Annotated in this window: 19 protein-coding genes and 1 pseudogene; 8 read left to right on the forward strand and 12 right to left on the reverse strand. The window is 42.2% G+C overall.

What is annotated here, in order from left to right:
* Positions 1 to 131: 131 nt before the first annotated feature.
* Positions 132 to 896 carry an exodeoxyribonuclease III gene (locus VM932_RS04740; RefSeq protein WP_293165813.1) on the forward strand — a complete coding sequence of 255 codons (765 nt, stop codon included), beginning with the start codon at positions 132 to 134 and terminating at the stop codon, positions 894 to 896.
* 60 nt (positions 897 to 956) lie between these two features.
* The gene (locus VM932_RS04745) at positions 957 to 1,997 is read left to right on the forward strand and encodes an aldo/keto reductase (RefSeq protein WP_326277409.1); all 1,041 of its coding nucleotides are present in this window, start codon (positions 957 to 959) and stop codon (positions 1,995 to 1,997) included.
* Position 1,998: 1 nt separating this feature from the next.
* Here VM932_RS04745 and VM932_RS04750 read toward each other — a convergent pair whose 3' ends face one another.
* The 8 genes from VM932_RS04750 to VM932_RS04785 all read right to left on the reverse strand — a co-directional run bounded on the left by VM932_RS04750 (position 1,999) and on the right by VM932_RS04785 (position 15,613).
* Entirely contained in the window at positions 1,999 to 4,155 is a 2,157-nt protein-coding gene (locus tag VM932_RS04750; protein ID WP_326277410.1) for an outer membrane protein assembly factor BamB family protein, read from the reverse strand.
* Positions 4,156 to 4,373: 218 nt separating this feature from the next.
* Positions 4,374 to 5,732, reverse strand: coding sequence for a DNA repair protein RadA (gene radA / locus VM932_RS04755; RefSeq protein WP_326277411.1), 1,359 nt, complete (start codon positions 5,730 to 5,732; stop codon positions 4,374 to 4,376).
* Positions 5,733 to 5,992: 260 nt separating this feature from the next.
* The gene (locus tag VM932_RS04760) at positions 5,993 to 6,271 is read right to left on the reverse strand and encodes a F0F1 ATP synthase subunit delta/epsilon (protein WP_326277412.1); all 279 of its coding nucleotides are present in this window, start codon (positions 6,269 to 6,271) and stop codon (positions 5,993 to 5,995) included.
* 87 nt (positions 6,272 to 6,358) lie between these two features.
* The gene (gene atpD / locus VM932_RS04765) at positions 6,359 to 7,867 is read right to left on the reverse strand and encodes a F0F1 ATP synthase subunit beta (RefSeq protein ID WP_293165804.1); all 1,509 of its coding nucleotides are present in this window, start codon (positions 7,865 to 7,867) and stop codon (positions 6,359 to 6,361) included.
* Positions 7,868 to 8,028: 161 nt separating this feature from the next.
* Entirely contained in the window at positions 8,029 to 10,815 is a 2,787-nt protein-coding gene (locus tag VM932_RS04770) for a TonB-dependent receptor (protein ID WP_326277413.1), read from the reverse strand.
* Positions 10,816 to 11,022: 207 nt separating this feature from the next.
* On the reverse strand, positions 11,023 to 12,870 hold the full coding sequence (glmS, locus tag VM932_RS04775; RefSeq protein WP_326277414.1) for a glutamine--fructose-6-phosphate transaminase (isomerizing): 1,848 nt from the start codon (positions 12,868 to 12,870) through the stop codon (positions 11,023 to 11,025).
* Between the two features lie 125 nt (positions 12,871 to 12,995).
* Entirely contained in the window at positions 12,996 to 14,798 is a 1,803-nt protein-coding gene (locus VM932_RS04780; protein WP_326277415.1) for a DUF4270 domain-containing protein, read from the reverse strand.
* 5 nt (positions 14,799 to 14,803) lie between these two features.
* On the reverse strand, positions 14,804 to 15,613 hold the full coding sequence (locus VM932_RS04785; protein ID WP_293165796.1) for a glycogen/starch synthase: 810 nt from the start codon (positions 15,611 to 15,613) through the stop codon (positions 14,804 to 14,806).
* Positions 15,614 to 15,715: 102 nt separating this feature from the next.
* Here VM932_RS04785 and panC point away from each other — a divergent pair, with 102 nt between their 5' ends.
* From panC to VM932_RS04805, 4 genes are read left to right on the forward strand one after another with little or no spacing between them, the layout of a single operon-like run.
* On the forward strand, positions 15,716 to 16,564 hold the full coding sequence (gene panC, locus VM932_RS04790; protein ID WP_326277417.1) for a pantoate--beta-alanine ligase: 849 nt from the start codon (positions 15,716 to 15,718) through the stop codon (positions 16,562 to 16,564).
* Between the two features lie 12 nt (positions 16,565 to 16,576).
* Positions 16,577 to 16,927: an aspartate 1-decarboxylase gene (gene panD / locus VM932_RS04795; protein ID WP_293165792.1), complete on the forward strand. Its 351-nt coding sequence runs from the start codon at positions 16,577 to 16,579 to the stop codon at positions 16,925 to 16,927.
* Between the two features lie 3 nt (positions 16,928 to 16,930).
* Positions 16,931 to 17,896: a lysylphosphatidylglycerol synthase transmembrane domain-containing protein gene (locus VM932_RS04800; RefSeq protein WP_293165790.1), complete on the forward strand. Its 966-nt coding sequence runs from the start codon at positions 16,931 to 16,933 to the stop codon at positions 17,894 to 17,896.
* A 25-nt stretch (positions 17,897 to 17,921) separates the two neighbouring features.
* The gene (locus VM932_RS04805) at positions 17,922 to 19,064 is read left to right on the forward strand and encodes an alpha/beta hydrolase (protein ID WP_326277419.1); all 1,143 of its coding nucleotides are present in this window, start codon (positions 17,922 to 17,924) and stop codon (positions 19,062 to 19,064) included.
* Between the two features lie 108 nt (positions 19,065 to 19,172).
* On the opposite strand, the gene VM932_RS04810 is transcribed toward VM932_RS04805, so the two are convergent.
* Together VM932_RS04810 and VM932_RS04815 are read right to left on the reverse strand one after the other, a co-directional pair.
* Positions 19,173 to 19,700: a GNAT family N-acetyltransferase gene (locus tag VM932_RS04810; RefSeq protein WP_326277420.1), complete on the reverse strand. Its 528-nt coding sequence runs from the start codon at positions 19,698 to 19,700 to the stop codon at positions 19,173 to 19,175.
* Positions 19,701 to 21,497, reverse strand: a complete 1,797-nt coding sequence (locus VM932_RS04815; RefSeq protein ID WP_326277421.1) for a M61 family metallopeptidase — start codon at positions 21,495 to 21,497, stop codon at positions 19,701 to 19,703.
* 245 nt (positions 21,498 to 21,742) lie between these two features.
* On the opposite strand from VM932_RS04815, the gene VM932_RS04820 reads away from it, so the two are divergent.
* Together VM932_RS04820 and VM932_RS04825 are read left to right on the forward strand one after the other, a co-directional pair.
* Positions 21,743 to 22,129 carry a putative signal transducing protein gene (locus VM932_RS04820; protein ID WP_326277422.1) on the forward strand — a complete coding sequence of 129 codons (387 nt, stop codon included), beginning with the start codon at positions 21,743 to 21,745 and terminating at the stop codon, positions 22,127 to 22,129.
* Positions 22,126 to 22,360, forward strand: a pseudogene (locus VM932_RS04825) (AAA family ATPase); the annotation flags it as partial. The gene VM932_RS04820 and the pseudogene VM932_RS04825, both read left to right, overlap by 4 nt.
* Before the next feature lie 154 nt (positions 22,361 to 22,514).
* Here the strand turns inward: VM932_RS04825 and VM932_RS04830 are convergent.
* The gene (locus VM932_RS04830) at positions 22,515 to 24,011 is read right to left on the reverse strand and encodes an ArnT family glycosyltransferase (protein ID WP_326277423.1); all 1,497 of its coding nucleotides are present in this window, start codon (positions 24,009 to 24,011) and stop codon (positions 22,515 to 22,517) included.
* A gap of 147 nt (positions 24,012 to 24,158) precedes the next feature.
* Positions 24,159 to 25,655 (reverse strand): aminotransferase-like domain-containing protein, encoded by a 1,497-nt coding sequence (locus tag VM932_RS04835; protein WP_326277424.1) that lies wholly within the window; start codon positions 25,653 to 25,655, stop codon positions 24,159 to 24,161.
* Positions 25,656 to 25,735 lie beyond the last annotated feature (80 nt).

Below are 25,735 nucleotides of genomic sequence, written 5' to 3' on the forward strand. Positions count from 1 at the left end.
ATGAATTTGGATCTAAAAATACGGGAAAACATCAAGAAAGCAGGTGTTCATTCTTTCCATCGATACATCCATTGGTAAATTCAATTTTAGGGAGCCGTTCACAATAGCTATTTTTGAACAAATTTGATAATATGAAAATCGCATCATACAATGTTAACGGAATCCGGGCGGCAATGAACAAAGGGTTTATGGAGTGGTTGACATCCGTTGGTCCAGACGTAGTTTGTTTGCAAGAGACCAAGGCCATGAAAGAGCAAGTGGATACCCATCTTTTTGAAGAAGCCGGTTACCCTTACCACTACTGGTTCAGTGCACAGAAAAAAGGATACAGCGGTGTGGCTTTACTATGTAAAAACGAACCGGATAACGTAGAATTCGGAACGGGAATAGATTATATGGATCATGAGGGGAGAAACATCCGTGCCGATTTTGGAGACCTTTCTGTAATGAGCATGTATTTGCCATCTGGCACCAATATGGATCGTTTGGATTTTAAGTTGACGTACATGGCCGATTTCCAAAAGTATTCGGAGGAACTTCGAAAAGAACGCCCCAACCTAATTGTTTGTGGGGATTACAATATCTGTCATGAGGCAATAGACATCCACGATCCCGTTCGCAACAAAAATGTATCAGGATTTTTGCCCGTGGAGCGGGAATGGATAGGCAATTTTATGGAAAGTGGTTTTATAGATAGTTTTAGACATTTCAACAAAGAACCAGATAATTACACGTGGTGGAGTTACCGGGCCAATGCACGGGCCAATAACAAGGGCTGGCGTTTGGATTATGGAATGGTTGCAGAACCCTTGGAAAATAGGCTCAAACGTTCCGTGATTTTGTCCGAAGCCAAGCATAGCGACCATTGCCCCATTTTATTGGAAGTTGAGAAATAACATTGGCGTAAAGGCCGAAGTTTTTGTTTCAGTACCTTTAACTGTCCTAAACCAAAAAAGATGAAATACACCAGAATTCCACATACCGATATCCGAATATCCAAAATTTGTTTGGGAACCATGACCTGGGGCCGCCAAAACAATGAAGATGAGGCGTATGGACAGATGGACTACGCCTTAGATCAAGGTGTGAACTTTTTTGATACGGCCGAGCTGTACCCGGTTCCGGCAAAGAAAGAGCTGTACGCGGTAACCGAAGAATTTATAGGGAACTGGTTCAAAAAAACAGGCAATCGGGACAAAGTGGTGCTTGCATCTAAAATAGCTGGGCCTGGACACGCTGCGAAGCACATTCGCAGCACGGGGTTCAGTAAGGAATCCATTATCAGTGCGGTTGAAGGCAGTTTAAAACGTTTACAAACCGATTATATCGACTTGTACCAGCTCCATTGGCCGGAGCGGAACACCAATTATTTCGGACAACGTGGCTACAATGCCCATGCGGTTGATGTTTGGGATGATAATATCCACCAAGTATTGGAAACATTGCGCGATTTGATTGCCGAAGGCAAGATTCGTCATGTAGGATTGTCCAATGAAACTCCTTGGGGTGCCATGCGTTATTTGGAAGAAAGCAAGGTGCACCAGTCTTTACCTAGAATGCTAACAATTCAAAACCCATATAATCTCTTGAACCGATTGTTTGAGGTTGGGCTATCCGAGGTTGCCATGCGTGAGCAAATAGGTTTGTTGGCTTATTCCCCACTCGGATTTGGAGTGTTGAGCGGAAAATACCTGACCGAAATTCCCCCAAGAAAAGCAAGGGTGACTTTGTTTCCGAATTACAACAGATATAGCGGCGATACAGCTGTACAGGCTACCGAGAAGTATGCCCAATTGGCCAGTGAACACGGTATGAGCATGGCACAAATGGCCTTGGCCTTTGTGAACACCAGACCATTCCTTACCAGTAACATTATTGGTGCAACCAGTATGGAACAACTCAAGGAGAACATTGCCAGTATAGATGTGGACCTATCCGATGCGGTGTTGGACGGGATTGAAGAAATCCATAGAGAGATTCCAAATCCCGCACCATAAACTATTCTAAAGCATAAGCACGGTATTCATCACCCGAAGGGGTACCCATTTTGCCTCCTCCACAGGAAATCACGACGTATTGTTTCCCATCGACTTGATAGGTAATGGGTGTGGCATAGCCACCGGAAGGAAGCTGGTCTTCCCAAAGTTGTTTGCCGGTTTTCATATTAAAGGCACGGATTTTTTCATCCTTGGTGGCCGCAATAAAGAGCACTCCACCTTTGGTGACCACTGGACCTCCATAGTTTTCAAGTCCAGAAACGGGAACATTGGGGTCTTCCAAACTTTCTTCATGCCCCAAAGGTACCGACCACAGATATTCCCCTGAATTAAGGTCGATGGCATTCAAGGTGCCCCATGGAGGTTTTACCACAGGATAACCCCTATCGTCCTTAAATCTGGCAAAACTGGCCACGGAATAGGGAACATCCACTGTTAACTTTTCTACCCTATGGTCTTTCGCTTTTTCCATACCCAATACAAACTCGGTAATGGCATTGGTTTCCTCCTCGGAAAGATTGGGCATCCCCGGCATGGCACCGCGGCCTTTTTGGATAATGGTTTTTATGGAATCGGATTTCAATCGCAACTTCACATTTTGGAGCTCAGGAATTCCGTTTAAACCCTGTAAATTGCCACCATGGCATCTGGCACAGTGAATTTGTGCCAAACTTTGCCCCACGCTGGAACCTTCTCCATCACTACCAATTTCTTTCATTTTAATGATCCAAGCCATTTCATTGGCGTTAACGTACATCACACCATCTCTGGGGTCGAGCGCTGCTCCGCCCCATTCGGCGCCACCGTCGGCACCTGGGAATAAAATCACTCCCGTAGTATCCATCGGTATAAATTGCCCTTGTGATGTAATGGATTTGAATTTTTCCAACACAGTTGGATTATCCTTGGTTTCATTCCCTTGAACCAAATCATCAACAAAAGCAGTTCTGTTCGGTGCGTATAAATCGTCTTCTGTTAAAATTTGACGGGCAAAAGGAGCTGGTTTTAAGGGTAGGGGTTGAGTTTCGAACGCTTTTTCACCAAGCAGTGTGGAACTTGGATAGGCCTTTTCCTCGATAGGGAAGAGAGGCTCCCCAGTTATTCGGTTGAACACAAATATGTGCCCACTTTTGGTTACTTGTGCTACCGCAGGAATGGTTTGTCCGTCCCTAACAATATCCACCAAGTTGGGCGGTGCGGGCAAGTCTCTGTCCCAAATATCGTGGTGTACCATTTGAAAATGCCAAATACGTTCCCCAGTAGTGGCATTTAGCGCCAACAGGGAATTGGCAAAAAGGTTGGATCCTTCGCGGTCGCCACCATACCAGTCAAAAGCGGCCGAACCCGTAGGAATATAAACAATGCCATTCTCCTTGTCCAAGGCCATGCCCGGCCAGCTGTTGGCACCGCCAACTTTTTTATAGGCTTCGGCAGGCCAGGTGTTGTAACCAAATTCTCCTGGTTGGGGAATGGTGTGGAAAGTCCATAAAATTTTACCTGTGAGTACATCGTATGCCCGTATGTGTCCTGGTGAAGAGCCGGGTCCTTCGCCCACACGAGTACCTTGAATGAGTATGTTCTGAAAAACGGCTCCAGGGGTATTGGATACTACGGACAACTTATTGGGGTCTCTGCCCAAGCCGTCACGGAGGTCAATGCTGCCGTCGTTGCCAAAATCGGTAATGGGCTTGCCTGTTTCAATATTGATGGCGTACAGTTTTGATCCGGAGGAGAAAAAGATACGACCGGGTGCTTTGCCATCCGATTTCCAATAATTTAGTCCACGATTGAGTCCCAAACCTGATTCATCCTTGGTTTTTGGTGAAAATTTCCAGATTTCTGTTCCTGTTTTTGCGTTGATTGCGAACAACTCAATGGCGGCATTTACCCCATAAAGTACATCTTCCACCATTAAAGGGCTAGTCTGTATCTGTGTTGTTCTTCCTTCTTTCAGTCCTCCGCTTTTATAGCTCCAAGCGAGTTTTAATTGATTTACATTGGAGGTGTTGATTTGATCAAGATTGGAGAAATGCGTTCGTTCGGGGTCTCCCAAATAATGTTCCCAAGTGGTGAAATAGGTTTTGTTGGCTGTGTCTGGTTTTGGTTCGGAACAGGAAGCCAATAGGGCTAAGCAAAGTAGAGGGTAAAATCTTTTCATGTGCGGTTTGAAAGTTTTTTTTAATCGAATATTCGCAATCAATCATAATACCTTGTCTCGTTGAGCCTTCTGACTCCACTCAAGACAAACTTAAGTCGGGGGGTTATTAGGCTCAACGTCATGGCAATGAAGTCTCGACCTGACAACTTTTTGTTTGCATGATTGATTTCGGACAATCGGATTTTTTAAATATAGAAATAAACCATCAAAAAGAAAGATTATCCGAATAGATGAGCGACCACATCTTCAATCTTAGATACTTTTTGTACCCGTATCCCCGTTCTTTTTAGGCCGATTTTGTTGTTTTTGGAGACAAATATGGTAGAGAAGCCTAATTTCTCCGCTTCAAGAATGCGTTGGTCCACCCGCTGCACGGATCTAATTTCACCAGCAAGTCCTACTTCAGCTGCAAAACAAGTGCCTTTTTCAATGGGAATATCGGAGTTACTGGATAAAATAGCGGCCATTACGGCCAAATCAATGGCTGGGTCGTCCACGGAGATTCCACCGGTAATATTTAAAAAAACATCCTTGGCTGCTAGTTTAAAACCCGCTCGTTTCTCCAAAACGGCCAAAAGCATGTTCAACCTTTTGGCATTGAAACCTGTTGCGGATCGTTGTGGCGTTCCGTAAACGGCGGTGCTCACCAAAGCCTGTATTTCAATAAGCAAAGGTCGCATACCTTCAACAGTTGCCGCAATAGCAGTACCGCTCAGGTCTTCCTCATTTTTGGAGATCAATACTTCGGATGGATTGTTCACTTCGCGTAAACCACTTCCTTGCATTTCGTAAATACCCAGTTCCGCTGTGGAACCAAATCGGTTTTTGAGGGAACGAAGGATACGATACACGTAATTGCGATCACCTTCAAATTGGAGAACGGTATCGACCATGTGCTCCAAAATCTTGGGACCTGCAATAGTACCATCCTTGGTGATATGCCCTACCAAAATAACAGGGGTATGGCTCTCTTTCGCAAATTTGATGAGTTCGGCAGTGCTTTCACGGATTTGTGAAATGCTTCCAGCTGCGGACTCGATATAATCGGTGTGCAGTGTTTGAATGGAATCTATAATGACCAAATCGGGCTCAATGGTGGATATTTGCTGAAAAATGTTTTGGGTTTTGGTCTCGGTAAGAATGTAGCAATTTTCGCTCTTGGGTTGAATGCGGTCGGCTCGCATTTTAATTTGCCGTTGACTTTCTTCCCCTGAAACATATAGAATTTTGTAGGGCAGTTTTAACGCAATTTGAAGCAACAAGGTACTTTTTCCAATACCAGGTTCTCCTCCCAGTAAAGTAAGCGAACCTGGTACCAATCCACCTCCCAAAACGCGGTTGAACTCTTGGTCTTTGGTATCCAACCGGAGTTCTTTTTCTTGCGTGATTTCGGAAACCTTAAGGGGTTTGTTGGCCTGTTTGGCGACCTTGTCGGTCTTCCAACTTTTTTTATCCTCTTTTTGGACCACTTCTTCCACAATTGTGTTCCACTCTTTGCAAGAGGAACATTGCCCAATCCATTTTGGGAATTGGGTTCCACAGTTTTGACAAAAAAATGCTGTTTTGGTTTTGGCCATTAAAAATAAATGAGATGTCTAAGATATGGATTTTTGAACCTTATCCGATTTGTGCAAGTTAACCGAAACCAAATAAAGACCTACCTGACCAAAAAATGCTTTATAACACTGGGTTTTAAATGTGGTTTTATTTTGTCAGCACTGAATATGATAACACCTAACTTTATAGCAACAAAAAATCCTGTGGAGCTAGCTCCACAGGATTAATCTAAAGTCCATTAATCTGTCAACCTATTTCAGGTTAACCAAGAATTTATTTTTTAATCGGCCAGAACAATTACTTTATTGTCCTTCATCTCAACAGTACCGCTTGAGATTGCCAAAACAGTTTCTCCATTTTTTCCTTTTGAAAACTTATCGGCAAAGGCTTCATCTATAGTGATGTTGCCCTTTACTTTTACGCTTCCCTTTTGCAACAAAGAAACCACAGGTGCGTGGTTCTCCAGCATTTGGAACTCGCCATTTATACCAGGAACGGTAACCGCAGTTACATCGCCTGAGAATAAGGTAGCTTCGGGTGATACTATTTCTAAATACATATTTTCTCTTGTAATTCCCGTGGAAACGGGAATCTTTTAAACTTTGACTTAATTAACAATGGGATTCCTGCTTCCGCAGGAATGACACTATGCTTCCGCCAACATTTTCTCTCCAGCCTCTATGGCTTCCTCGATGGTACCTTTAAGGTTAAAGGCAGATTCTGGCAGGTGATCTAGTTTCCCGTCCATAATCATGTTAAATCCTTTGATGGTCTCTTTAATGTCCACCAATACACCAGGAATACCAGTAAACTGTTCCGCTACGTGGAATGGCTGTGACAAGAAACGCTGTACACGTCTTGCTCTACCTACGGCCAATTTATCTTCTTCAGAAAGTTCCTCCATACCCAAGATGGCAATAATATCTTGAAGCTCTTTATAGCGTTGCAACAACTCTTTTACACGTTGTGCACAGTCGTAATGCTCTTTACCCAAAATTTCAGGGGTCAAAATCCTTGAAGTGGAGTCCAATGGATCTACAGCGGGATAAATCCCCAACTCGGCAATTTTACGTGAAAGTACGGTAGTGGCATCCAAGTGGGCAAATGTTGTTGCCGGTGCCGGATCCGTCAAGTCATCCGCAGGAACGTAAACCGCCTGTACCGATGTAATGGAACCTCTTTTTGTTGATGTAATCCTTTCCTGCATGGCACCCATTTCTGTGGCCAATGTTGGTTGGTAACCTACCGCGGATGGCATACGACCTAAAAGGGCCGATACCTCGGAACCTGCTTGGGTAAAACGGAAAATATTATCTACGAAGAAAAGAACGTCTTTACCTTGTCCTTCTCCCGATCCATCACGGAAATATTCTGCAATGGTCAATCCAGACAATGCCACACGAGCACGTGCTCCCGGTGGTTCGTTCATCTGACCGAACACAAAGGTTGCCTTGGATTCTTTCATGGCGCTTTTGTCTACCTTGGACAAATCCCATCCTCCTTCTTCCATGGAGTGCAAGAAATCGTCCCCGTATTTTATAATGCCGGACTCCAACATCTCACGTAGCAAATCGTTTCCTTCACGAGTACGCTCTCCAACACCGGCGAACACGGATAAACCACCGTGGCCTTTTGCAATGTTGTTGATCAACTCCTGAATCAATACGGTTTTACCAACCCCGGCACCACCAAACAATCCAATCTTACCACCTTTTGCATAAGGTTCGATAAGGTCGATTACTTTAATACCTGTAAAAAGTACTTCTGTAGAAGTAGAAAGGTCTTCAAATTTTGGTGCTTCACGGTGAATTGGAAGTCCGTTGTCTCCAGTTTTAGGCAGTTCTTCCAAACCATCGATGGCATCACCGATTACATTGAAAAGACGTCCGTAAACATCTTCGCCAATTGGCATTTGAATTGGATTTCCGGTAGCTACTACCTCTACACCTCTGCTCAAACCATCGGTAGAGTCCATAGAGATGGTTCTTACGGTATTCTCACCAATGTGTGATTGTACTTCGAGAACCAATCTTGAGCCATCAGCTTTTGCTATTTCAAGTGAGTCATAAATTCTTGGGATTTCCACCCCTGATTCAAACTCAACATCAATGACCGGGCCTATAATTTGGGCAACCTTACCTGTTACTTTAGACATTAGTATGTTTATTTATAATTGAATACGCGGAAAATGACCGCTATTTTTTCGGCTGCAAAGATATGCTTTTACATTTTTATTCAGAAACCGATTTCAGTTTTTTTTAAAGAAAAAAGGCGTTGGAAAACCCAACGCCCTTAGTTTTGCTTGTTAGCTGTTGTTTAAGGGTTTATGCTCCAAGACAAATAGTATATCGAACCGATAAACCCTGTGCCGATTGCCGTGTAGTATTCATCACCCAAGAGATTAGATCCCCCCAGTTTGAAAACTGATTTGATGGATGGAACCGAATAGTTGATCTGGGCATCCAACACAGTATATGCTGGAATATTGCCATCGGCAAACGAAGCTTCCCAGTAATAGCTGTCGCTCCAACGGTAGTTAACGTTAAAACCAAAGTTTTTGAAGAGCGCCGCATTCCCGAAAGATGCTTTTACCTTGTGCTTTGGTGTATTAAAATTGGTTCTTAAATCCGGGTACTTTCCTTCATCAATATCCAATTCCGCGAATGTGTAGTTAACCCCTAGATCAAAGTTCCCAAGTTTGGTATCCACCCCAACTGTACCCCCGTAGGAGTTGATGTCTGCCTCGGAATTGGTATAGGTTTGATACACTTGGTAATCTCCGTTCTGAAGTGCCAACAAGGAAAGACCTCCATCTCCTGCTTCACCATAAAAAGGAACAGCTGTGGTGGTATTGGCCAAAAAGTCGGAATAGCTATTGTAGTATCCGCTCAAGTCAATGGTGAACTTACCCACTTGCCCACGATAACCTGCTTCATAAGCTATGATTTCCTCAGGTTTAACAAGTGGTGTATTTACTGCTTCAGGAGCCCCAGCTTGTAGTGAACTAACGGAGTACGCATTTTCATAGGCTTCACGACCAACGATTTCCACCGTTGCAGGTTGGCCCAAATCGTCCTGAGCCTTTTGGCTTATATTAAATGTTCTTACATCTCGATCAAGGTTGGATGGTGCAGAACCTACCAAAATAGCACGACCTGCATTCAAACCGATGAACAAATCCTGCGTTGTTGGATTTCTAAATCCTTGCTGTACAGAAACCCTAAGGTTATGGTTTCTTTCCTCTCCCAAGGTGTAGGCTAAAGAAAGTCTTGGCGAAAGGAATCCGTCAAAAAACTCATTTTTATCGTAACGGGCAGAACCTGTAAATTTTAAACGGTCGTCCAAAAATTTCTTTTGTACTTGAAGATAAGCTCCGTATTCGTTGTATTTGATAGGTCCGTCAATGTCAGTAAAGATGGTTCCGTTGGAATTTAATTCGTATTCTCTGAAGGACCCACCAATTTGGATATCGGCCCAATCATCAATCAGGTGGGCAATATTGTAATTACCGTTTACGTGACGGAATTTGGTTTTATCAATGAACTTTGCCCCTGTGGTTAAGTCCCCATCATTGATTACTTTGTTGAATGCATTCTGAAAAGCAGCTGTCCCTGGAATCAATCGCCCTTCGTCCGCATAAGCTCTTGCCGCGGCATGTGCTTGTACTGATGCATCCTCACGAGAAGTTCCTTGCTGAACAAGTCCTAAAAAAGTAGGTATATATCTTCCTGCATAATCACCAAACCATGATCTTTCGGTAGGGTCATCTGGGTTAGGAGCATCTCTCTTCCATAATCTATTCACATTGATTGCGGCAAAGCGAGTATCGTAGGCATCACCCGAGTTTTCGGAAACGATGTATCCCCTTAAAAAGAAATTATCGTTTTTGATTTCGAGTTTATGCTGTTGCATGGTAAATCCGGCCACGGCATAGCGGTTGGCACCTTGGTAAATTGTGGTACCCCTACCAATTCTACTGTTAAGAATCACTTCCAAATCATCGGCAAATGGCCTGTAATGCAATGCAAAATCGGCTTTTACACTTTCCGCACCATAGTCGGCCAAATCGGCTTCATCATACCCTGTTCTGGAAACCAGTGCAGATCCAACAGTTCCTGATGGTAAGCCAGCCGCCGCATCAAAGTCCAATACTGTAGAAACCTCATCGCCATATACATTCAATCCGTCGTAGGCTGGATTGGAACGGTCTGCTCCTGGATTGTTCAAATCCTCTCTACTGTTGGCATGCCAATCCTCACCGGTCAGAACCGATAGGTTTGCCTTAACGGCTACTTTGTCGCTAAATGCGTGGGCCGCACGCACACCAAAATCTTTATAAAAATTGCTTCCAGCCGCATCTTGGGTGGTTACCCCGCCTTTGGCGTAGGCACTAATCCCTTGAAAATCGAATGGGTTTTTACTGGTCATGAACAGAATACCGTTAAAGGCACCTGCACCATATAATGCAGATGAAGCTCCTGGAAGAATTTCTACACTCTGCACATCTAACTCGGACATACCCACAAGGTTGCCCAGTACGAAATTAAGTCCCGGGGCGGTGTTGTCCATACCATCTACCAACTGCAAGAACCTGTTGTTGGCAAAAGTTGCAAAACCTCTGGTATTGACGGATTGAAATGTTAAACTGTTTGTATTGATGTCCACTCCCTTCAAGTTTTGAAGACCTCCATAAAAGGATTCTGCCGTAGTGTTTTTAATTTCCCTGAGACCAAATCTTTCAACGGATACGGGAGACTCAAAAATACGTTCCGGTGTTCTTGATGCTGAGATCACAATTTCATCCAACATGGTGTTGGCTTCCGAAAGTGTGATGGTAAGTGTCTGGTTGTTTGAAGTGACATTGGCTGTAAAATCCGAGAAACCTATACTGGAAAATTGAAGCTGAAAAGGGGGTTCTTCATCAGTATTAAAGGTAAAGTTTCCATCAAAGTCCGTAGTGGTTCCTTCTGCTTTCCCTACCAAGACCACATTGGCTCCCGGTATTGGATCGTTATTTTCATCAACTACCTTTCCCTGTACGGTGGTCTGACCATAAGTTGCCAAACCCAACAGCATCAGGGAAAGAAACATAAGTTTTTTCATTTGCTATGGATTAGAGTTAATTTAGTTATTGTGCATGTTAAGTGCCAATCGGGAAGATACATTTTTTTTTATTTCGATTATACAAATTTGAAAAAAATTATGCATGCATAATACTTTTTTGGCAAAAAATCCAGTTCAAATATATGTTTTCAACAAAAAAGGTGCTGGATATAGCACCTTTTTTGTTTGGTCTTATGTTTTTACTTTCTATTCTACCGTAACGGATTTAGCCAAATTTCTTGGCTGGTCCACATTACATCCTCTCATTACTGCGATATGGTATGAAAGCAATTGTAAGGGAATTGTTGTGAGTAGCGGTGATAGGCATTCCGAAGTCTCTGGTACCTCGATTACGTGGTCCGCCAACTCTTTTACGGTTTCGTCACCTTCTGTTACTATGGCTATGATTCGCCCTTTTCTGGATTTTATTTCCTGGATATTGCTCACTACTTTTTCGTAGTGCCCTTTCTTGGTGGCAATCACTACGACTGGCATTTGCTCATCGATCAGAGCGATGGGTCCATGTTTCATCTCTGCGGCGGGATAGCCTTCTGCATGGATGTAACTGATTTCCTTTAATTTTAATGCTCCTTCCAGCGCCACAGGGAAATTATATCCTCTTCCCAAATATAGGCAGTTAGGAGAATCTTTATAAGTTTGGGATATTTCTTCCACCAAAGTATTGGACAACAATGCCTTTTCCACTTTAGCCGGCACAGCTTCCAACTCTGCTAAGTATTCATGGTACTTGGATTGGGAGAGAGTTCCTTTTTCTTGCGCCAATTTTAAAGCAATCAGGGTCAATACCGTGATCTGTGTGGTAAATGCCTTGGTAGAGGCCACTCCTATTTCCGGTCCAGCATGTGTATAGGCACCTGCATGGGTTTCTCTGGCTATGGATGAGCCCACTACGTTACAAACACCAAACACAAATGCTCCTTTTTCCTTGGCTAGTTTTATGGCAGCTAAAGTATCGGCGGTTTCCCCTGATTGGGAAATGGCTATGAGCACATCCTTCTCTGTAATTACCGGGTTACGGTACCTGAATTCTGAGGCATATTCCACTTCAACAGGTATCCGTACCATGTCCTCAAAAATATATTCCGCTACCAAACCAGCGTGCCACGAAGTACCGCAGGCTACTATTATGATTCTGTTTGCGTTGAGGAATTTTTCCAGGTTCTGATCAATGCCGGACATTTTAATGATGCCCTTATCTGCTAACAAACGTCCCCTGTAGGTATCCAATATAGCCTTTGGCTGCTCATAGATTTCTTTGAGCATGAAATGGTCGTACCCGCCCTTTTCTATTTCTTCCAGATTGAGCTGTAACTCTAGAATATTGGGGTAAGCAATCGAATCATCCTTTATTTTGCGCAGTTTGATTTCCTTGCCAATCCTTACAATGGCCATTTCCTCGTCTTCAAGGTAAATGGCGTTGTTGGTAAACTCTATAAACGGTGAGGCATCGGAAGCAATAAAATATTCGTTTTCGCCGATTCCGATAGCGAGGGGACTACCTAACTTGGCTACCACGATTTCATCGGGTTTGTTTTTATCAAAAACAGCAATGGCATAAGCCCCTACAACTTGGTTCAATGCAATTTGAACTGCTTGCCCCAGTTTCACCCCTTCTTTTTTCTTGACCTCTTCAATTAGGTTGATGAGCACTTCGGTATCGGTATCCGATTCAAAGGTGTAGCCTCTTTTGATAAGTGCTTGTTTAATGGACTCATAGTTTTCTATGATTCCATTGTGAATGATCACCAAATCACCTGAATTGGAGTAATGGGGGTGTGAATTTACATCGTTTGGAACTCCGTGGGTCGCCCATCTTGTATGCCCCAAGCCCAACTTTCCTTTAGTAGGGATAGAAGCTTCGGCCTTGTTTTTTAAATCTTCAACTTTGCCCTTTGTTTTGGCAAGATGTATGTTTTCTCCATCAAACAAGGTAACTCCGGCACTATCGTAGCCTCTATATTCGAGTCTTTGAAGACCTTTTATTATAACTGGATAGGCGTCTCTATGACCAATGTAACCTACTATTCCACACATAAGATTTTTTTTAGTTAATTACCATTTGGGGGTTGGTCAACAAATTTAAAAGGTATACGTTAAAATATACAGTTCTAGTTGTTTAAAACGATAAACGCCCAAAAAACTACGATAAATACGTACTTTTAATTGGCCTCGGTGTAGTGAATTTCCAATTTAAGTTTCTTACTTTCCTCTCCATCGGAAACATTGCTCCCATATAAAACCGTACCCAAAGGACTTATGGCTGCCGCAACAGGGTAATCAATTCCCTGCATATCGCTACCAATCGCTTCTTGAACACCTATAAGGTTAATATTAGGGGTCAAAGTCAGCCCTAATTTGGCGTTTGCAGAATCCCTGACAATAATATTATTGATGTGCTCCGTAATGCGGATCTTATATTTTACGCCCCTGTCATTTTCTTTCTCCAAAAGTCCACCATGATTTAGAAAGTATGTTAATGGATTTGAACCGGAATTAACTGTTGGGTCTTCATTGGATGCATCAAATAGGGGTCGATTGGTTTCTGCATTGTACAAATAAAGCCTCGGAGGCTCTACAACCGACTCGTCCAACGTTTGACGATCTACATAAAATACCAAATTAGCTTCGTTGATCACCCAATTGTTCTGCTTGATCTGGTTAATAATGTTTGCCCCTCCGTTTTCCACTTCTTCAAACAAGCGTACCTCGGCAAGTGTGGCACCGCCTTTTACATATATTCTAGAAGCATTTTCTCCACTGTTCATGGCATTCGCTACTTCTGGCGGAAACATTTCGTTCTCAAAAACATTTACGGCATTTCCAGTAACCCCTGTTTGGGAGCTCTCCAAAAAGTTTAATACAAAATCCCTTTCGGATGTTACTTCTTCCTCGGTTTCGGCGTCATAATCATCGTACGTATAGCTAATGGTAATATTTGCTTCGGACAAATCCAGCAAGAACATTAACTGCTCCATATCGGTTCCCGATAAATGTACTCCCCGAAGGAAATTTTTAAAATTGGATCTGCTCAAAAGCTCAGCTTGACCTTCCTTGTCCAAAATATTTTGTTGGAAGAACTCCTTGTTTAGCTCTACACGGATACCGGGATTGAGCTTCGTATCTACTTGTGTGGATTCGTCAATATCTTCAGTGTCCGGATCATCCTCCTTATAATCAACAATAATTTCTTCATTATTGACGGCAACCTCTCCACTGAATAAGGTTTCACCTATAAAACTGGAAAAATCCTGATTGGAATAATATTCCTGCGCCTGTTCAAAATTGGAATTTGGATCCAAGTCCCGCAGAAAGTAATTGGATCTAGAAACCACTAAATTGAACGATTGTTCCTTATCTCCGTAAATACTGTCCAAATCGAACTTATTTGGATAATTGTTTGACACAAAATTATCCCCGGTTCCATCCTCATCGGGGTCATAGGGGTTTGAACCTTGGACCCGCTCTTGGTTATCGGTTACCCCGTCACCGTCCCAATCGGAATTAGGGTCGTCAACATCATCGTCGCTTTTTTCCAACTCATCGGGCACGCCATCTCCGTCCGAATCGGGCGAAGGTGATGTTTGAAAAGGTATGTATAAATAGACCTCCTTTATGGTTTCGTTCTCTTGATCGTTCTCTGGATCGTCCTCGTCTGCTTGGGAAATATCACCAAAGGTGGGCGATGTTGTGGACAACTGAAGCTGGGAAATGATGCTGGCCTTTCTTTGTCCATAAATGGGGTCATTAAAGGTGCCCAATTGGTACAGTGGCAGTTTATTGGTCTGTACCGCTGTAATGCCTTTGTTGTAGGCAAACGCATCGTACACCACTTTACCGGTCGTGAAAGGCTCTCCTGCAACAACACCTTCGCCTATGGTGTCCAATTCGTCTTCACAAGAGGCAATTAGTAAAAACAAAGTTCCAAACAGTGCCGAAACTTTGATAATCTTGGAAAATCTCATTAAATCTATTTTAAAACCTCTGTATTATAGAAATTTGTGTATGCCTCCTCTGCTTCTTGAAGCGAAACATAGGGCAAAACAGGTACGGAAAGATTGTCTATATGGCTTTTTAGGTCATCGGACAATTCCTCCGCGGCTAAAATAACGGCATCGGAATGATCTACGGCAACCTTTAACAAATTATTATACTCGGGATGGGACAGTGCAGAAATTTCTTCTTTGTCTATTCCATCAAAAGCTATTTTATCTATCATGGCAGTATCGAGCTCTCCCTCAAAATCTTTACCATATACTGATGTTACAATTCTACTTTCGGAGAACAAAGGCTCATCTGCATAGTATTTTCTCAGGTAAAGCGGCACCAAGGAGGCCATCCATCCATGCACATGGATGATGTCTGGGGACCAGTTCAATTTTTTTACCGTTTCCACAACTCCTTTTGCAAAGAATATTGCGCGCTCGTCGTTATCCGGAAACAAATTCCCATCAGCATCGGCAAACGTTGCCTTTCTTTTAAAGTATTCGTCGTTGTCTATAAAATAGACTTGGATTCGCTCTTTTGGTATGGATGCTACCTTAATAATCAAGGGCATATCCATATCGTTGATCACCAGGTTCATCCCTGATAAACGTATTACCTCATGTAATTGATGCCTCCTTTCGTTGATGTTTCCATACCTTGGCATAAATATGCGGATTTGTCCACCGTTACTGTTCACCATTCTAGGCGCTTCGTACGACATTAAGGAAACAGGATTCTCTGGGAGGTAGGGAACTAATTCAGAAGATACAAACAATACCTTTTTACCATTCATAAACACTTTCTTTTGTTTATCCGAAAAACATAGCTGCAAAAGTACAAAAATTATGCTGATTAGCTGTATTTATAGTATTTTTGCACCCTTTTGTACCTGTATATGAAGATATTCGACCGTAAAAAAGAACTCAACGCCTTTACCTTGGAGCAGCGCAACAAAGACCGCACCATTGGTCTTGTACCCACTATGGGGGCGCTCCATACCGGTCATATCTCCTTGATAAAAAAGGCCCTTTCGGAAAATGATTTGGTGGTGGCCAGCATTTTTGTGAACCCTACACAGTTCGACAAAAAGGACGATCTTGATAAATATCCAAGAACTTTTGAAAAGGACATCGACCTCTTAAAACAGGTTTCGGACAATATTGTGGTATTTGCCCCTACGGTCGATGAAATCTATGAAGGGAAAGTTACCTCTGAATCCTATGAGTTTGATGGTTTGGACAAAGTAATGGAAGGCGAGTTCAGAGCAGGTCATTTTGACGGTGTCGGCACCATCGTGGAACTTTTGCTGAGAACGGTAGCACCTGACAGTGCCTATTTTGGGGAAAAAGACTTCCAACAATTGCAGATTATCCGAAAAATGGCAGAAATCAAGAATTTGCCCTATACCATTATAGGTTGCCCCATTGAAAGGGAACCAAACGGTTTGGCCATGAGTTCCCGCAATGAGAGACTGTCAAAAAAAACCCGCGAAGAGGCTGGTTTCATCCACAGAACGCTACAAGCTGCCAAAGCTAAATTTGGCACGAAAAGTGCTGCATATATAACGGATTGGGTAAAATCCGAATTTGAGGAACATCCTTTGTTTGATCTGGAATATTTTGAAATTACCGACGAGAACACGCTCACCCCAGCTTTAAAAATACAGGACAACCAAAAATATAGAGCATTTATAGCCGTTTACGCAGATGGCGTACGCTTAATTGATAATCTAAGATTGAATTGATAATTTTGCACCATGCAAGTAGAAGTCGTAAAATCTAAAATTCACCGAGTAAAAGTTACCGGAGCCGACCTTAATTATATAGGTAGCATTACCATAGACGAAGATCTAATGGATGCCGCCAATATAATTAGGGGCGAAAAAGTGCAGATTGTGAACAACAACAACGGTGAACGATTGGAAACCTACGCCATTCCCGGCCCAAGAGGCTCCGGAGAGCTGACCCTTAACGGTGCTGCCGCCAGAAAAGTGGCCGTAGGAGACGTATTGATCCTGATCACCTACGCTTGGATGAATATTGAAGAGGCAAAAACATTTAATCCCGCATTGGTGTTCCCCAACGAGGAAACCAATCTACTCAAGTAAATTTTGGGAAAATCCCTAAAAAAATTCCTTAAGATATTTGTACCCATTGCTTTTGGGCTGTTTTTGATTTGGTACTCTTACAACTCCACCACTCCAGAAGAACGCAAACAGATTATCCATTATATTTCCAATGCCAGCCCATTTTGGGTAGGGGTTTCCGTGATTATTGGGATTTTGAGCCATATTTCGAGGGCGGTTCGCTGGAAATACCTCTTGAAACCCATGGGATACAGGCCCAAAACCGTCAACACCATATTTATTGTCCTTATATCCTATTTTGCCAACTTAGGGATTCCACGTTCTGGCGAAATACTTAGGGCAACCGCGCTTACCACTTACGAAAATGTCCCTTTTGAAAAAGGGTTCGGGACCATCGTCACCGAAAGGGTCATCGATCTTTTGATGCTTCTGATCATCATCATGATCACCTTGGTGCTTCAAACCGACTTTATCCTTGGTTTCTTGGAAGAAAAAGGAGTAAACATCATCGGTGCCATCGGAATATTGTTCGTAGGCATTGTAGGCTTGTTTTTGGGATCGTTCATTATCCGTAAATCCCAATCACCCTTGGCGATAAAGCTAAAAGGATTTTTAAACGGTCTAAAAGATGGCGTGCTCAGTGTTTTTAAAATGAAGAACAAATGGCCGTTCATCCTCCATACGCTCTTTATATGGATTGCCTATTTTGGCATGTTCTGGGTTATAAAACACACCGTTGAAGAAACCATTCCCCTATCCTTGGGGGAATTATTGGTTGCCTTTGTGGCAGGAGCCTTCGCCATGTCCACAACCAACGGTGGAATCGGCCTTTACCCTATTGCTGTGAGTGCTGCCTTGGGCATTTACGGAATAAGCTCGGTTTCTGGAGATGCATTTGGGTGGATCATGTGGATTGCACAAACCTTCATGGTCGTAGTTTTTGGCACAATATCATTCATTGTATTACCGTTATTGAATAGAAATCGGTAAGCCCTAACCGCATAAAACTTAACCAATGAAAAAATGTCTATTTCTACTGATAGGCTTCACGTGCTTGAGCCTAGGTGCCCAAGTAAAAAAGGAGATTTTTGAATCCTTCAAACTACAAGAGCGAAGAGATGTATCCTATTATTTCCCAGAAGATTACACCGAAGAAAAAACATACCCGCTCATTGTGGTTTTGGATGCGGAATACCTATTCGACCTTGTTGTGGCCAACGTAAAATTCCAAAGTAGGTTCGACCGTATGCCCGAAGCAATCGTAGTAGGCGTTCATCAATTACAAAACGACCTAAGATGGGAAGATTGTGCATACGAAGATGTATCGGGCCTTCCGACCGAGAAAGGTAAAATGTTCTACGAATTTTTAGGCACGGAACTGATTCCCTATTTAGAGACCAGCTACAATATAGCACCCTTCAAAATGTTTGTGGGGTACGATATCACCGCTAATTTTGGTAATTATTATTTGTTCAAAGAAAGCTCTTTTTTCAATTCTTATATCAGCATATCCCCAGTATTGGCGGCTGAAATGGAAAGCAGGGTTCCTGCTCGTTTATCTGAACTGGACCAAGTGGTTTTTTACAATTTGATTGTGGAAAAACAACCCTCCGACGATAGACAGCGTATCCTTCAAATGAACAACAGCATTAATTCCATAACCAAAGAATCACTGCATTACTTTTTTGATGAATATCAAAATGCCGACCACACTTCCATTGCCGCTTATGGCATAAGCAAAGCTTTTGATAATGTGTTCAGTATCTTCCGACCCATCACACCTGCAGAATACAAATCAGACATTCTTACTTCTGAAGAACCCGTTTTCAGCTATTTGGAGAACCGGTACCAAACCATTGAAGACCTGTTCGGTTTTAAAAAACCCGTGGAGCTCAACGATATTATGGCCATTTACGCTGCCTGTCTGAAAAAAGAAGACTATGAATCCCTGGAGCAATTGGCCGATCTTTGCAAAAAGGAATATCCCGATACCATGATGGGCTTTTATTTTGAAGCAGAGTACTATGAGTTTATAGGAGAGCCAAAAAAAGCGTTTAAAACGTTTGAAAAAGCCTTTCAATTGGAAGAAATCGACTTTTTGACCAAGGATTTGGCCCTCAAAAAAATTGATGCCCTCAAAGCGGACTTCGGGTATTAGAATTCCAGATAATTGGATTGATGGTTGAAGCTAGACTCGTGCCCCTAGGAACAGAGTTTGATTTATAGCATACTTTGAGAACCAAAATCCATTTGGAAAGATTACTTATTACAAACTAATAATGTGCCATTCTTTTTCACCCGAATGGTATATGGTCAAGGTTTTAAACCCTATGGCCGCATGCGCCGCCAAAGACCTCTTATTTTTTCCATCCACTTCGGTAATAAGGGTATCAAAACCTTTGGGCAATTTTTCTTTCATGGTTTGATACAGCTTTCGGAAAACACCTTTGCCCCGATGACTTTTGGCTACACAGATTTGTCCCATCACCATATAGTTGTTTTTTTCTTTTAGAGCACTATCAATTTCTTTGAACATAGGCCGTAGCACTTCAATCTCATCAGCAAAATTAGGGTGCATACATAGGGCATACCCTACAACTTGATTACCCTCTATAGCAATGATATGTCCGCACATATCGTTCATTGTTTTGAGAACCTCCAACGTATGTTCCACTGTTACGAAACCCTCTTTGCTCCTTTCTTCGGAACTCAAATTTTGAGGTAAATTTTGCTGTTGAAGAGCCAGAATCTGTTGTAGTTCTTCCAAGGTGCCAACTTGTTTGTAGCTGATCATTTATTCCTCTTTAAGCCAATTTTTTCGTTGTTCCATTATTTTTTTTGATGGTTTTCCGCCTTTTTCTTCCATTAAACCAAAAGTATAATCTGGACTGGGGGTTAAAATTAGTTCGGTGGTCTTTTCCTTTCCGTATCTCGTGAATTTTACCGGCAACGTTTCTCCTAAGCTGAATTGCTTCAGGTAATCTTCAAATTTTTGGTCTTCGGTAAATGGAATATCGTTAATATTTAGAATAACATCACTATTATCCAAACCAGCTTCATAAGCAGGACTGCCCATCTTTGTATTTCTGAGGATCGTATAGCCTGATTTGTCCGCGCTCATGGAAACATACGCCCCAAAATAGGGTGAAGCTTTAGGTTGTTCCAAAACAACGCCCACAGATTCCATTAGCGATTTATAATCGGGCATATTGCTTTTGTAGATGTAATTGTTGAAGAAATCATCTCCAAATGCGTCTCCCGCATACTCGTTCAAGGCATCATGAAGATTTTGGATGGTATACGGAATTTCGGTTGCACCGTATTTGTTCCAAACCAGTTTCATAAAATCATCCAGATTCAGTCCTTTTTCCCTTAAAGAAAGATCCAGAGCCAAAGCTAGAACACTTCCGTAGGAATAATAGGAAATAAACATATTCTCGCGATTAACCGGGTCTACCGAGGTGGCAGCATCCACAAATGGAGCTTGGAAACTCATTTCAATAGGATTGAAGAACTGCCGTGCAGGAGAATTCCAAACATAGTTAAAGGTTCCCGCCAAACCTTCCACATATTCTTTGGGCGAAATAAGTGCTGCCCTACACAAAATCAAATTAGTGTAGTAACTGGTAAAGCCTTCGGCAAACCAAAGGGCACCGCTCATATTGGCCGCCTCAAAGTCAAAAGGCTCCAAACTTTTGGGGCGAATGCGCTCCACGTTCCAAGCATGGAAAAATTCGTGCGATACCGTACCAATATTCCGTTCCATTCCGCCATCGGCCAAGCTCCGGGTACTCGTTAAAATAGTGGAATTTCGATGCTCCATTCCATCTCCCGAGGCATTGGGGATGTAACACGCAAGGAAGGTGTAGTTTCCATAATCAAAATTGGGCAGTTCACCATATACTTCTTTCTCCGCCAGCACTATTTTCTTCACTTTTTCAAAGTATGTGTCAGCCTCTTCTTCGGTTCCATTGTGATGGAGTGCAAGGTTTATGGTTTTTCCATCAACCTCAAAAGACCTTAACATATAATTGCTTATTTCCGTTGGGCTATCCATAAAATAATAGAGGTTCGGGGCCGAATATGTGGTGCCCGAAACCAAAGGGAGTTGTGTGGCCACCTTCCAATTCAGATCTTCCCGAACATTAAAGGTCACCTCTATTTTGCGCTCGCTCAAATGGGGAGCGAACATAAATGTGGCAGGAATGTTCAAATGTGCATGTGTTTCATCCACTTGGGAATAGGTGCCCCCACCCCGGTTGGCAAACAAAATATATTTAATGTTGATGGTGCCGTCGTGCCCGCTTACTTCCCATGCATAGGGGTTGGGACGGTTTATGGTTAATACGTTTCCTTTACTGTCGGTAGCTTCAAAACCGTAGACGTTTTTCGCGAACTCGTGCAGTGCATATCGGCCAGGAGAAGTTCGGCTCATTCGAAACTCCACATTATCCGAGGTTAAATCGGGAAAAGTAGCTTGGATAACGGCTTCGTGATGGACGGCATTGTCAAAGGAAATTTTGTAAGTATTCATTTGGGCCGTCATCCACAGCCCGGTAAATAGTGCTAGAAAAGAAAGGGTAAATTTCATTTTTGGTAAAGGTTTAAGAGCAACTAAGATACTGTTTAATCAGCGTAAGTGCTACATTTGTGCTATGGAGAAATTCCCCAAAAAGCTGAAGGCTAAATTGCTAAGACGCATGGAAAACAATGCAATGTGAAGTTTTTTAAGCCTGGTAGACTGATTGATTTTTCTTCCAACGACTATGTGGGAATGGCTGGAAATGGAGAGCTAGAGCAAAATACGTTGGATTTGCTCAAAAAATATATGAAATCATGAAAACAGAATTTTACACTTTAGGCTCGTTTGAGTTTCCTGCCGATGCCGTGGTGATAAAAGGCAAGCTGGAGGCCGAGGGAATCGCTGTGTTTTTAAAAGATGAAAACACCATTAATTCCGACCCTTTGATCAGTGCTGCCCTTGGAGGAGTAAAACTTCAGGTGTATTCCAGTGATAAAGAACGGGCCAAGGATATTTTTGATGAAATTCGTAACTATGCTACGGACGATTTTGGCAATCCGGTGGTCTGCCCCAATTGCAAGGCAACCAAATCGGAAATTTATTACTCCCGGAGCACCGTCTTCTATAAACTGTTTCCCTTCTTTGAGCCCAGAAAGTACCAATGCATGAAATGCAATTTTATTACAAGGCCCCAAAAATAAAAGTATTTGTTGCAGGAATCTCAACGGAAGTCGGGAAACCGGTCGTTGATTCCACTAACTATGCCTTGAATACACCCATGGGTCCTGAGTCCCCATGCGGCTGCGTATATTGATGGAATTACTATTGACCTGGGTAAAATAATGGAACCCAAGACCAATAACCATTTGGTGATTGAAGGTGCAGGAGGTTTGCTCGTACCCTTGAACGATACCGACACTATTTTGAACCTAAAACATTTTCCAAAGCGCAGTACATTGTCCGATGCCAACAAGAACCGTAGCAGCGAGGTCTTCGCCAACATCCATTACTCGCTGTTCGACAGGTACCGTTTGTTTTTATCGGATAGCAGTCAATTGGAAGTGTTCATTAAAAGTAAGTGGCTTTTTATAACCGTTGATAGATAAGTCCACGACCAACAGTAGCCGTTAATTCATAATGCTTTTTTAGGTAAGCATCAATATAGGTATTGTATTCCACCAATTTTTTATCAAAAATTTTCTTGCCCTCCCTAGCTACCAAGACTTTGGGCCGGACAACGTCCATGATGTACTTTAATTCTTCAATACCGGTTTTTCTCGGGTTATCCATGTACGGAAATAACTCTTCACGGGTAATATTGCTCGGGTGCGTAGCAGCTTTGGTAGGCGGATTTACTCCCAGCACCCAATATCCAATATGGTATTCAGTAAAAAAAATGTTCTTTGTTTCAAGCTCATGTTCCAAAATATATCTCGGAACATCAATGCCCTCTCCATTGTAAAAAGACGCTTTTTGTACCTTATTTGAAATGATGTTGGCATATTCCAGATAAGATTCCATGGGGATTAAAATCAGTAAGGCAATAATCAAAGGCCGATACTTTTCCGTGATAAAGGGCAGTTTGGCCACAGCCATTGCCAAGGGAATCAGAACAAAAGGATACAACTGGATTAAATAATGTCCGTTCACTTTGCCGGCTTGGATATAAGAAAGGAGGATACCGACCACGACCACGATCAATAGCCGTATTTGTTTTGATTTTCGATCAATTAATTTAAAATAATAGCCTGACCCTAAAAGTATGGCTATAGTCCCAACATAAGGCAATGTTTTCCAAGGAGAATGAAATTTACCTTCAGAATAGGCCAAGGGAGCTTCGACAATGGATTTCCACCAAATATCAGATTCACCTTGAAGATAATAAGGAAGAAGCGTGAGAAGGACGGTGGTCAAAAACCCGATTCCCATAAAGATCAAGTATTTAATATTTGTCCAAATCTGCTTTTTGTGAAGACCCTCCCAAAAAAAGTATAGACCCAAACATAGAACGGGATAGGCCATGTTCAGTTTGGTCATTACCGAAAGTCCCAACAAAAGCCCTGCAGTAAAAAACCATTTTCCCTCTTCTTTTAAAAATAGAATAAACAGGGCGGCCACAAAAAAGAGCGTACAAATATGCTCGGACATTACACCTTGCAAACTACCGAACAGGCTTTGGAAAAAAACACAGAAAATGGCCGCCCAAAACGCAACTTTTTTGGAAGTGATCTTTGTTGCGATTCCATAGGTGAACAAAGCTGTTAGAGCAACCATGAACGAGCCAAAAAGCCGGATGGCAAAGAAGCTTTTTCCAAATAGTTTAATAATGGTGGCAAAATATAGGAAGGTAATCGGTGGTTTTAGGTCCCACAATTGGATGTACGGTAAATATCCGTTGACCCAAGATTGCCCCATAAGAATAAAAGTGCTCTCGTCTCGATCTATGTAATCCCTAAAAAAGAACGGAAAACGAATAAAAACCGATACTACTACCAAAATAAAAAGGACCCTTTTCCAATCAAGAATTTTTAAGCTAAAGGAGCGGAATTTTTTAAGCACGGTCGTATTAAGCTTTTTGGCCATTAATTATCATCTTTGCAATATAGATAAATTTGAATGTTTTTGAGAGATTCCGAAGCATTTGAAAAATTATCGGAAGGAGATAAAAATATCTTTGACCCAACATAGGACACGTTATAAAGAGAACATTTTTAATAATCTCTTTTTATTTTAGGCAGCCACTAACTGGAGATATGCTTGTTTTAATTTTTTCATTACAATTTCTAGTTCTTCTTCATTTAGATGCCCAAATCCAAAACGGATGGCGCAGGTGTTTTTATTTTGATAGAGAATGGTTTTGGGCAAGAATAAATCCAACTGCTCTGCCTCTTCTGCTAATTTCACCAATGATATGGGTGTTCTAAATTGTAACCACATGGCAAGTCCTCCAGAAGGTATTTGCCAATCAAGGATGGTGTTGAAATGTTGATTTAATAAACCGCATAAAACTTCTCTGCGTTTTTTGTAAGTAACGATATTTTTTTTCTTGAGCCGGTATATTTCGCCTTCAGATATCAGCTCAGAAAGCATTTGTTCCTGTATTAAGTCTCCCTGCGTGTCCAATAATTGCAAATAATTTTTGGCTTCGGTAATTACCTGTTCTGGAGCCACAACAAAACCCGTATGAAAACTCGGAAATAAAGACTGGCCCAGTTTGCCCAAATAAATAACGTTTCCATCGGCATCCGCACTGGCCATGGGCAACATGGAGGATCCATCGAACTGAAAGTCATGGTCAAAATCGTCCTCGATTATGGCAAAACCACAGGTTTTGGCCAATTCCAGTAACTGCAACCTTCTTTTGGTGCTTAAAGTTATTGTTGTTGGATAGTCCCTGTTGGAGCATACATAGATGCAACGAATGTTCTCAGGTATAAAATGTTCATATATGTACCCAATATCCAAACCTTCGTCATCTACGGGCACAGTTTTTATTTTTGCCCCCGCTTGCTGAAATATCATATTGGCCACATAATTGCTCAGTTGTCCAACCAGCACCAAATCACCCGGATTAATTAGCACCTGTGAAACGATGTATAGGCTCATTTCCGTACTACGTGTATTCAATACATTGGATGGTTTAATATGGAAACCCCGAGTTACATTTAAGTAGTTGCAAAGTTGTGTGCTAAAAACGGAAGGGACTAAAGCACTTGTTTTGTTCCATTTGTTGATCAGAGGCTTTCGTTTCATTGCAGCGCTATACCACCTGGAAAATTGGTGCACCAGATGCAGTCTTAAATCAGGCTTACCATCATTTATGGAATATTTGGCAGTGGTCTCCTCTTTGGTAGATGCTAGATTAAAGGATTGTTGGAACAGGAACCCTGGAACTTTTGGATACTCGTATGCTTGATTGATGTGCTGCGTACTTGCCTTGATTTTTACATTGGAATCTTCGGGAACCACCACAAAAGTTCCTTTATTGGGAATAATGTTTACCCATCCTTGGGAGGCCAATTCATCATAAATGGCCACGGCAGTATTACGATGAACATTCAATAACTCACTTAAAACCCTTGTCCCGGGTAATTTGCTGCCTTTATCCAAATAGCCTCGTTGTATGGCATTCATGATTTGTTGGGCCACTTGCACATATACAGGCTGTACTACAGATTTATCTATAGATACCAACTGGACCAACAAATCAGAAACCGGACTATTCATTGTTTTAAAAGTGGACTAGTTTAATCGTCCGGAAAGTTAGGACTTTTGCATTATTAATTTTAAGAACTTACGTTACAAGC

The sequence above is a fragment of the Flagellimonas halotolerans genome (assembly GCF_035818535.1).
Lineage (GTDB): Bacteria > Bacteroidota > Bacteroidia > Flavobacteriales > Flavobacteriaceae > Flagellimonas > Flagellimonas halotolerans.

What these genes read in the sequence shown, in the direction of transcription:
- VM932_RS04820 (WP_326277422.1), top strand. Translation starts at nt 21,743, where the DNA reads ATGAAAACAGAATTTTACACTTTAGGCTCGTTTGAGTTTCCTGCCGAT.
- VM932_RS04745 (WP_326277409.1), top strand. Translation starts at nt 957, where the DNA reads ATGAAATACACCAGAATTCCACATACCGATATCCGAATATCCAAAATT.
- VM932_RS04770 (WP_326277413.1), bottom strand. Translation starts at nt 10,815, where the DNA reads ATGAAAAAACTTATGTTTCTTTCCCTGATGCTGTTGGGTTTGGCAACT.
- panC (WP_326277417.1), top strand. Translation starts at nt 15,716, where the DNA reads ATGAAGATATTCGACCGTAAAAAAGAACTCAACGCCTTTACCTTGGAG.
- VM932_RS04810 (WP_326277420.1), bottom strand. Translation starts at nt 19,700, where the DNA reads ATGATCAGCTACAAACAAGTTGGCACCTTGGAAGAACTACAACAGATT.
- VM932_RS04760 (WP_326277412.1), bottom strand. Translation starts at nt 6,271, where the DNA reads ATGTATTTAGAAATAGTATCACCCGAAGCTACCTTATTCTCAGGCGAT.
- VM932_RS04780 (WP_326277415.1), bottom strand. Translation starts at nt 14,798, where the DNA reads ATGAGATTTTCCAAGATTATCAAAGTTTCGGCACTGTTTGGAACTTTG.
- glmS (WP_326277414.1), bottom strand. Translation starts at nt 12,870, where the DNA reads ATGTGTGGAATAGTAGGTTACATTGGTCATAGAGACGCCTATCCAGTT.
- VM932_RS04785 (WP_293165796.1), bottom strand. Translation starts at nt 15,613, where the DNA reads ATGAATGGTAAAAAGGTATTGTTTGTATCTTCTGAATTAGTTCCCTAC.
- radA (WP_326277411.1), bottom strand. Translation starts at nt 5,732, where the DNA reads ATGGCCAAAACCAAAACAGCATTTTTTTGTCAAAACTGTGGAACCCAA.
- VM932_RS04835 (WP_326277424.1), bottom strand. Translation starts at nt 25,655, where the DNA reads ATGAATAGTCCGGTTTCTGATTTGTTGGTCCAGTTGGTATCTATAGAT.
- atpD (WP_293165804.1), bottom strand. Translation starts at nt 7,867, where the DNA reads ATGTCTAAAGTAACAGGTAAGGTTGCCCAAATTATAGGCCCGGTCATT.
- VM932_RS04740 (WP_293165813.1), top strand. Translation starts at nt 132, where the DNA reads ATGAAAATCGCATCATACAATGTTAACGGAATCCGGGCGGCAATGAAC.
- VM932_RS04805 (WP_326277419.1), top strand. Translation starts at nt 17,922, where the DNA reads ATGAAAAAATGTCTATTTCTACTGATAGGCTTCACGTGCTTGAGCCTA.
- panD (WP_293165792.1), top strand. Translation starts at nt 16,577, where the DNA reads ATGCAAGTAGAAGTCGTAAAATCTAAAATTCACCGAGTAAAAGTTACC.
- VM932_RS04830 (WP_326277423.1), bottom strand. Translation starts at nt 24,011, where the DNA reads ATGGCCAAAAAGCTTAATACGACCGTGCTTAAAAAATTCCGCTCCTTT.
- VM932_RS04815 (WP_326277421.1), bottom strand. Translation starts at nt 21,497, where the DNA reads ATGAAATTTACCCTTTCTTTTCTAGCACTATTTACCGGGCTGTGGATG.
- VM932_RS04750 (WP_326277410.1), bottom strand. Translation starts at nt 4,155, where the DNA reads ATGAAAAGATTTTACCCTCTACTTTGCTTAGCCCTATTGGCTTCCTGT.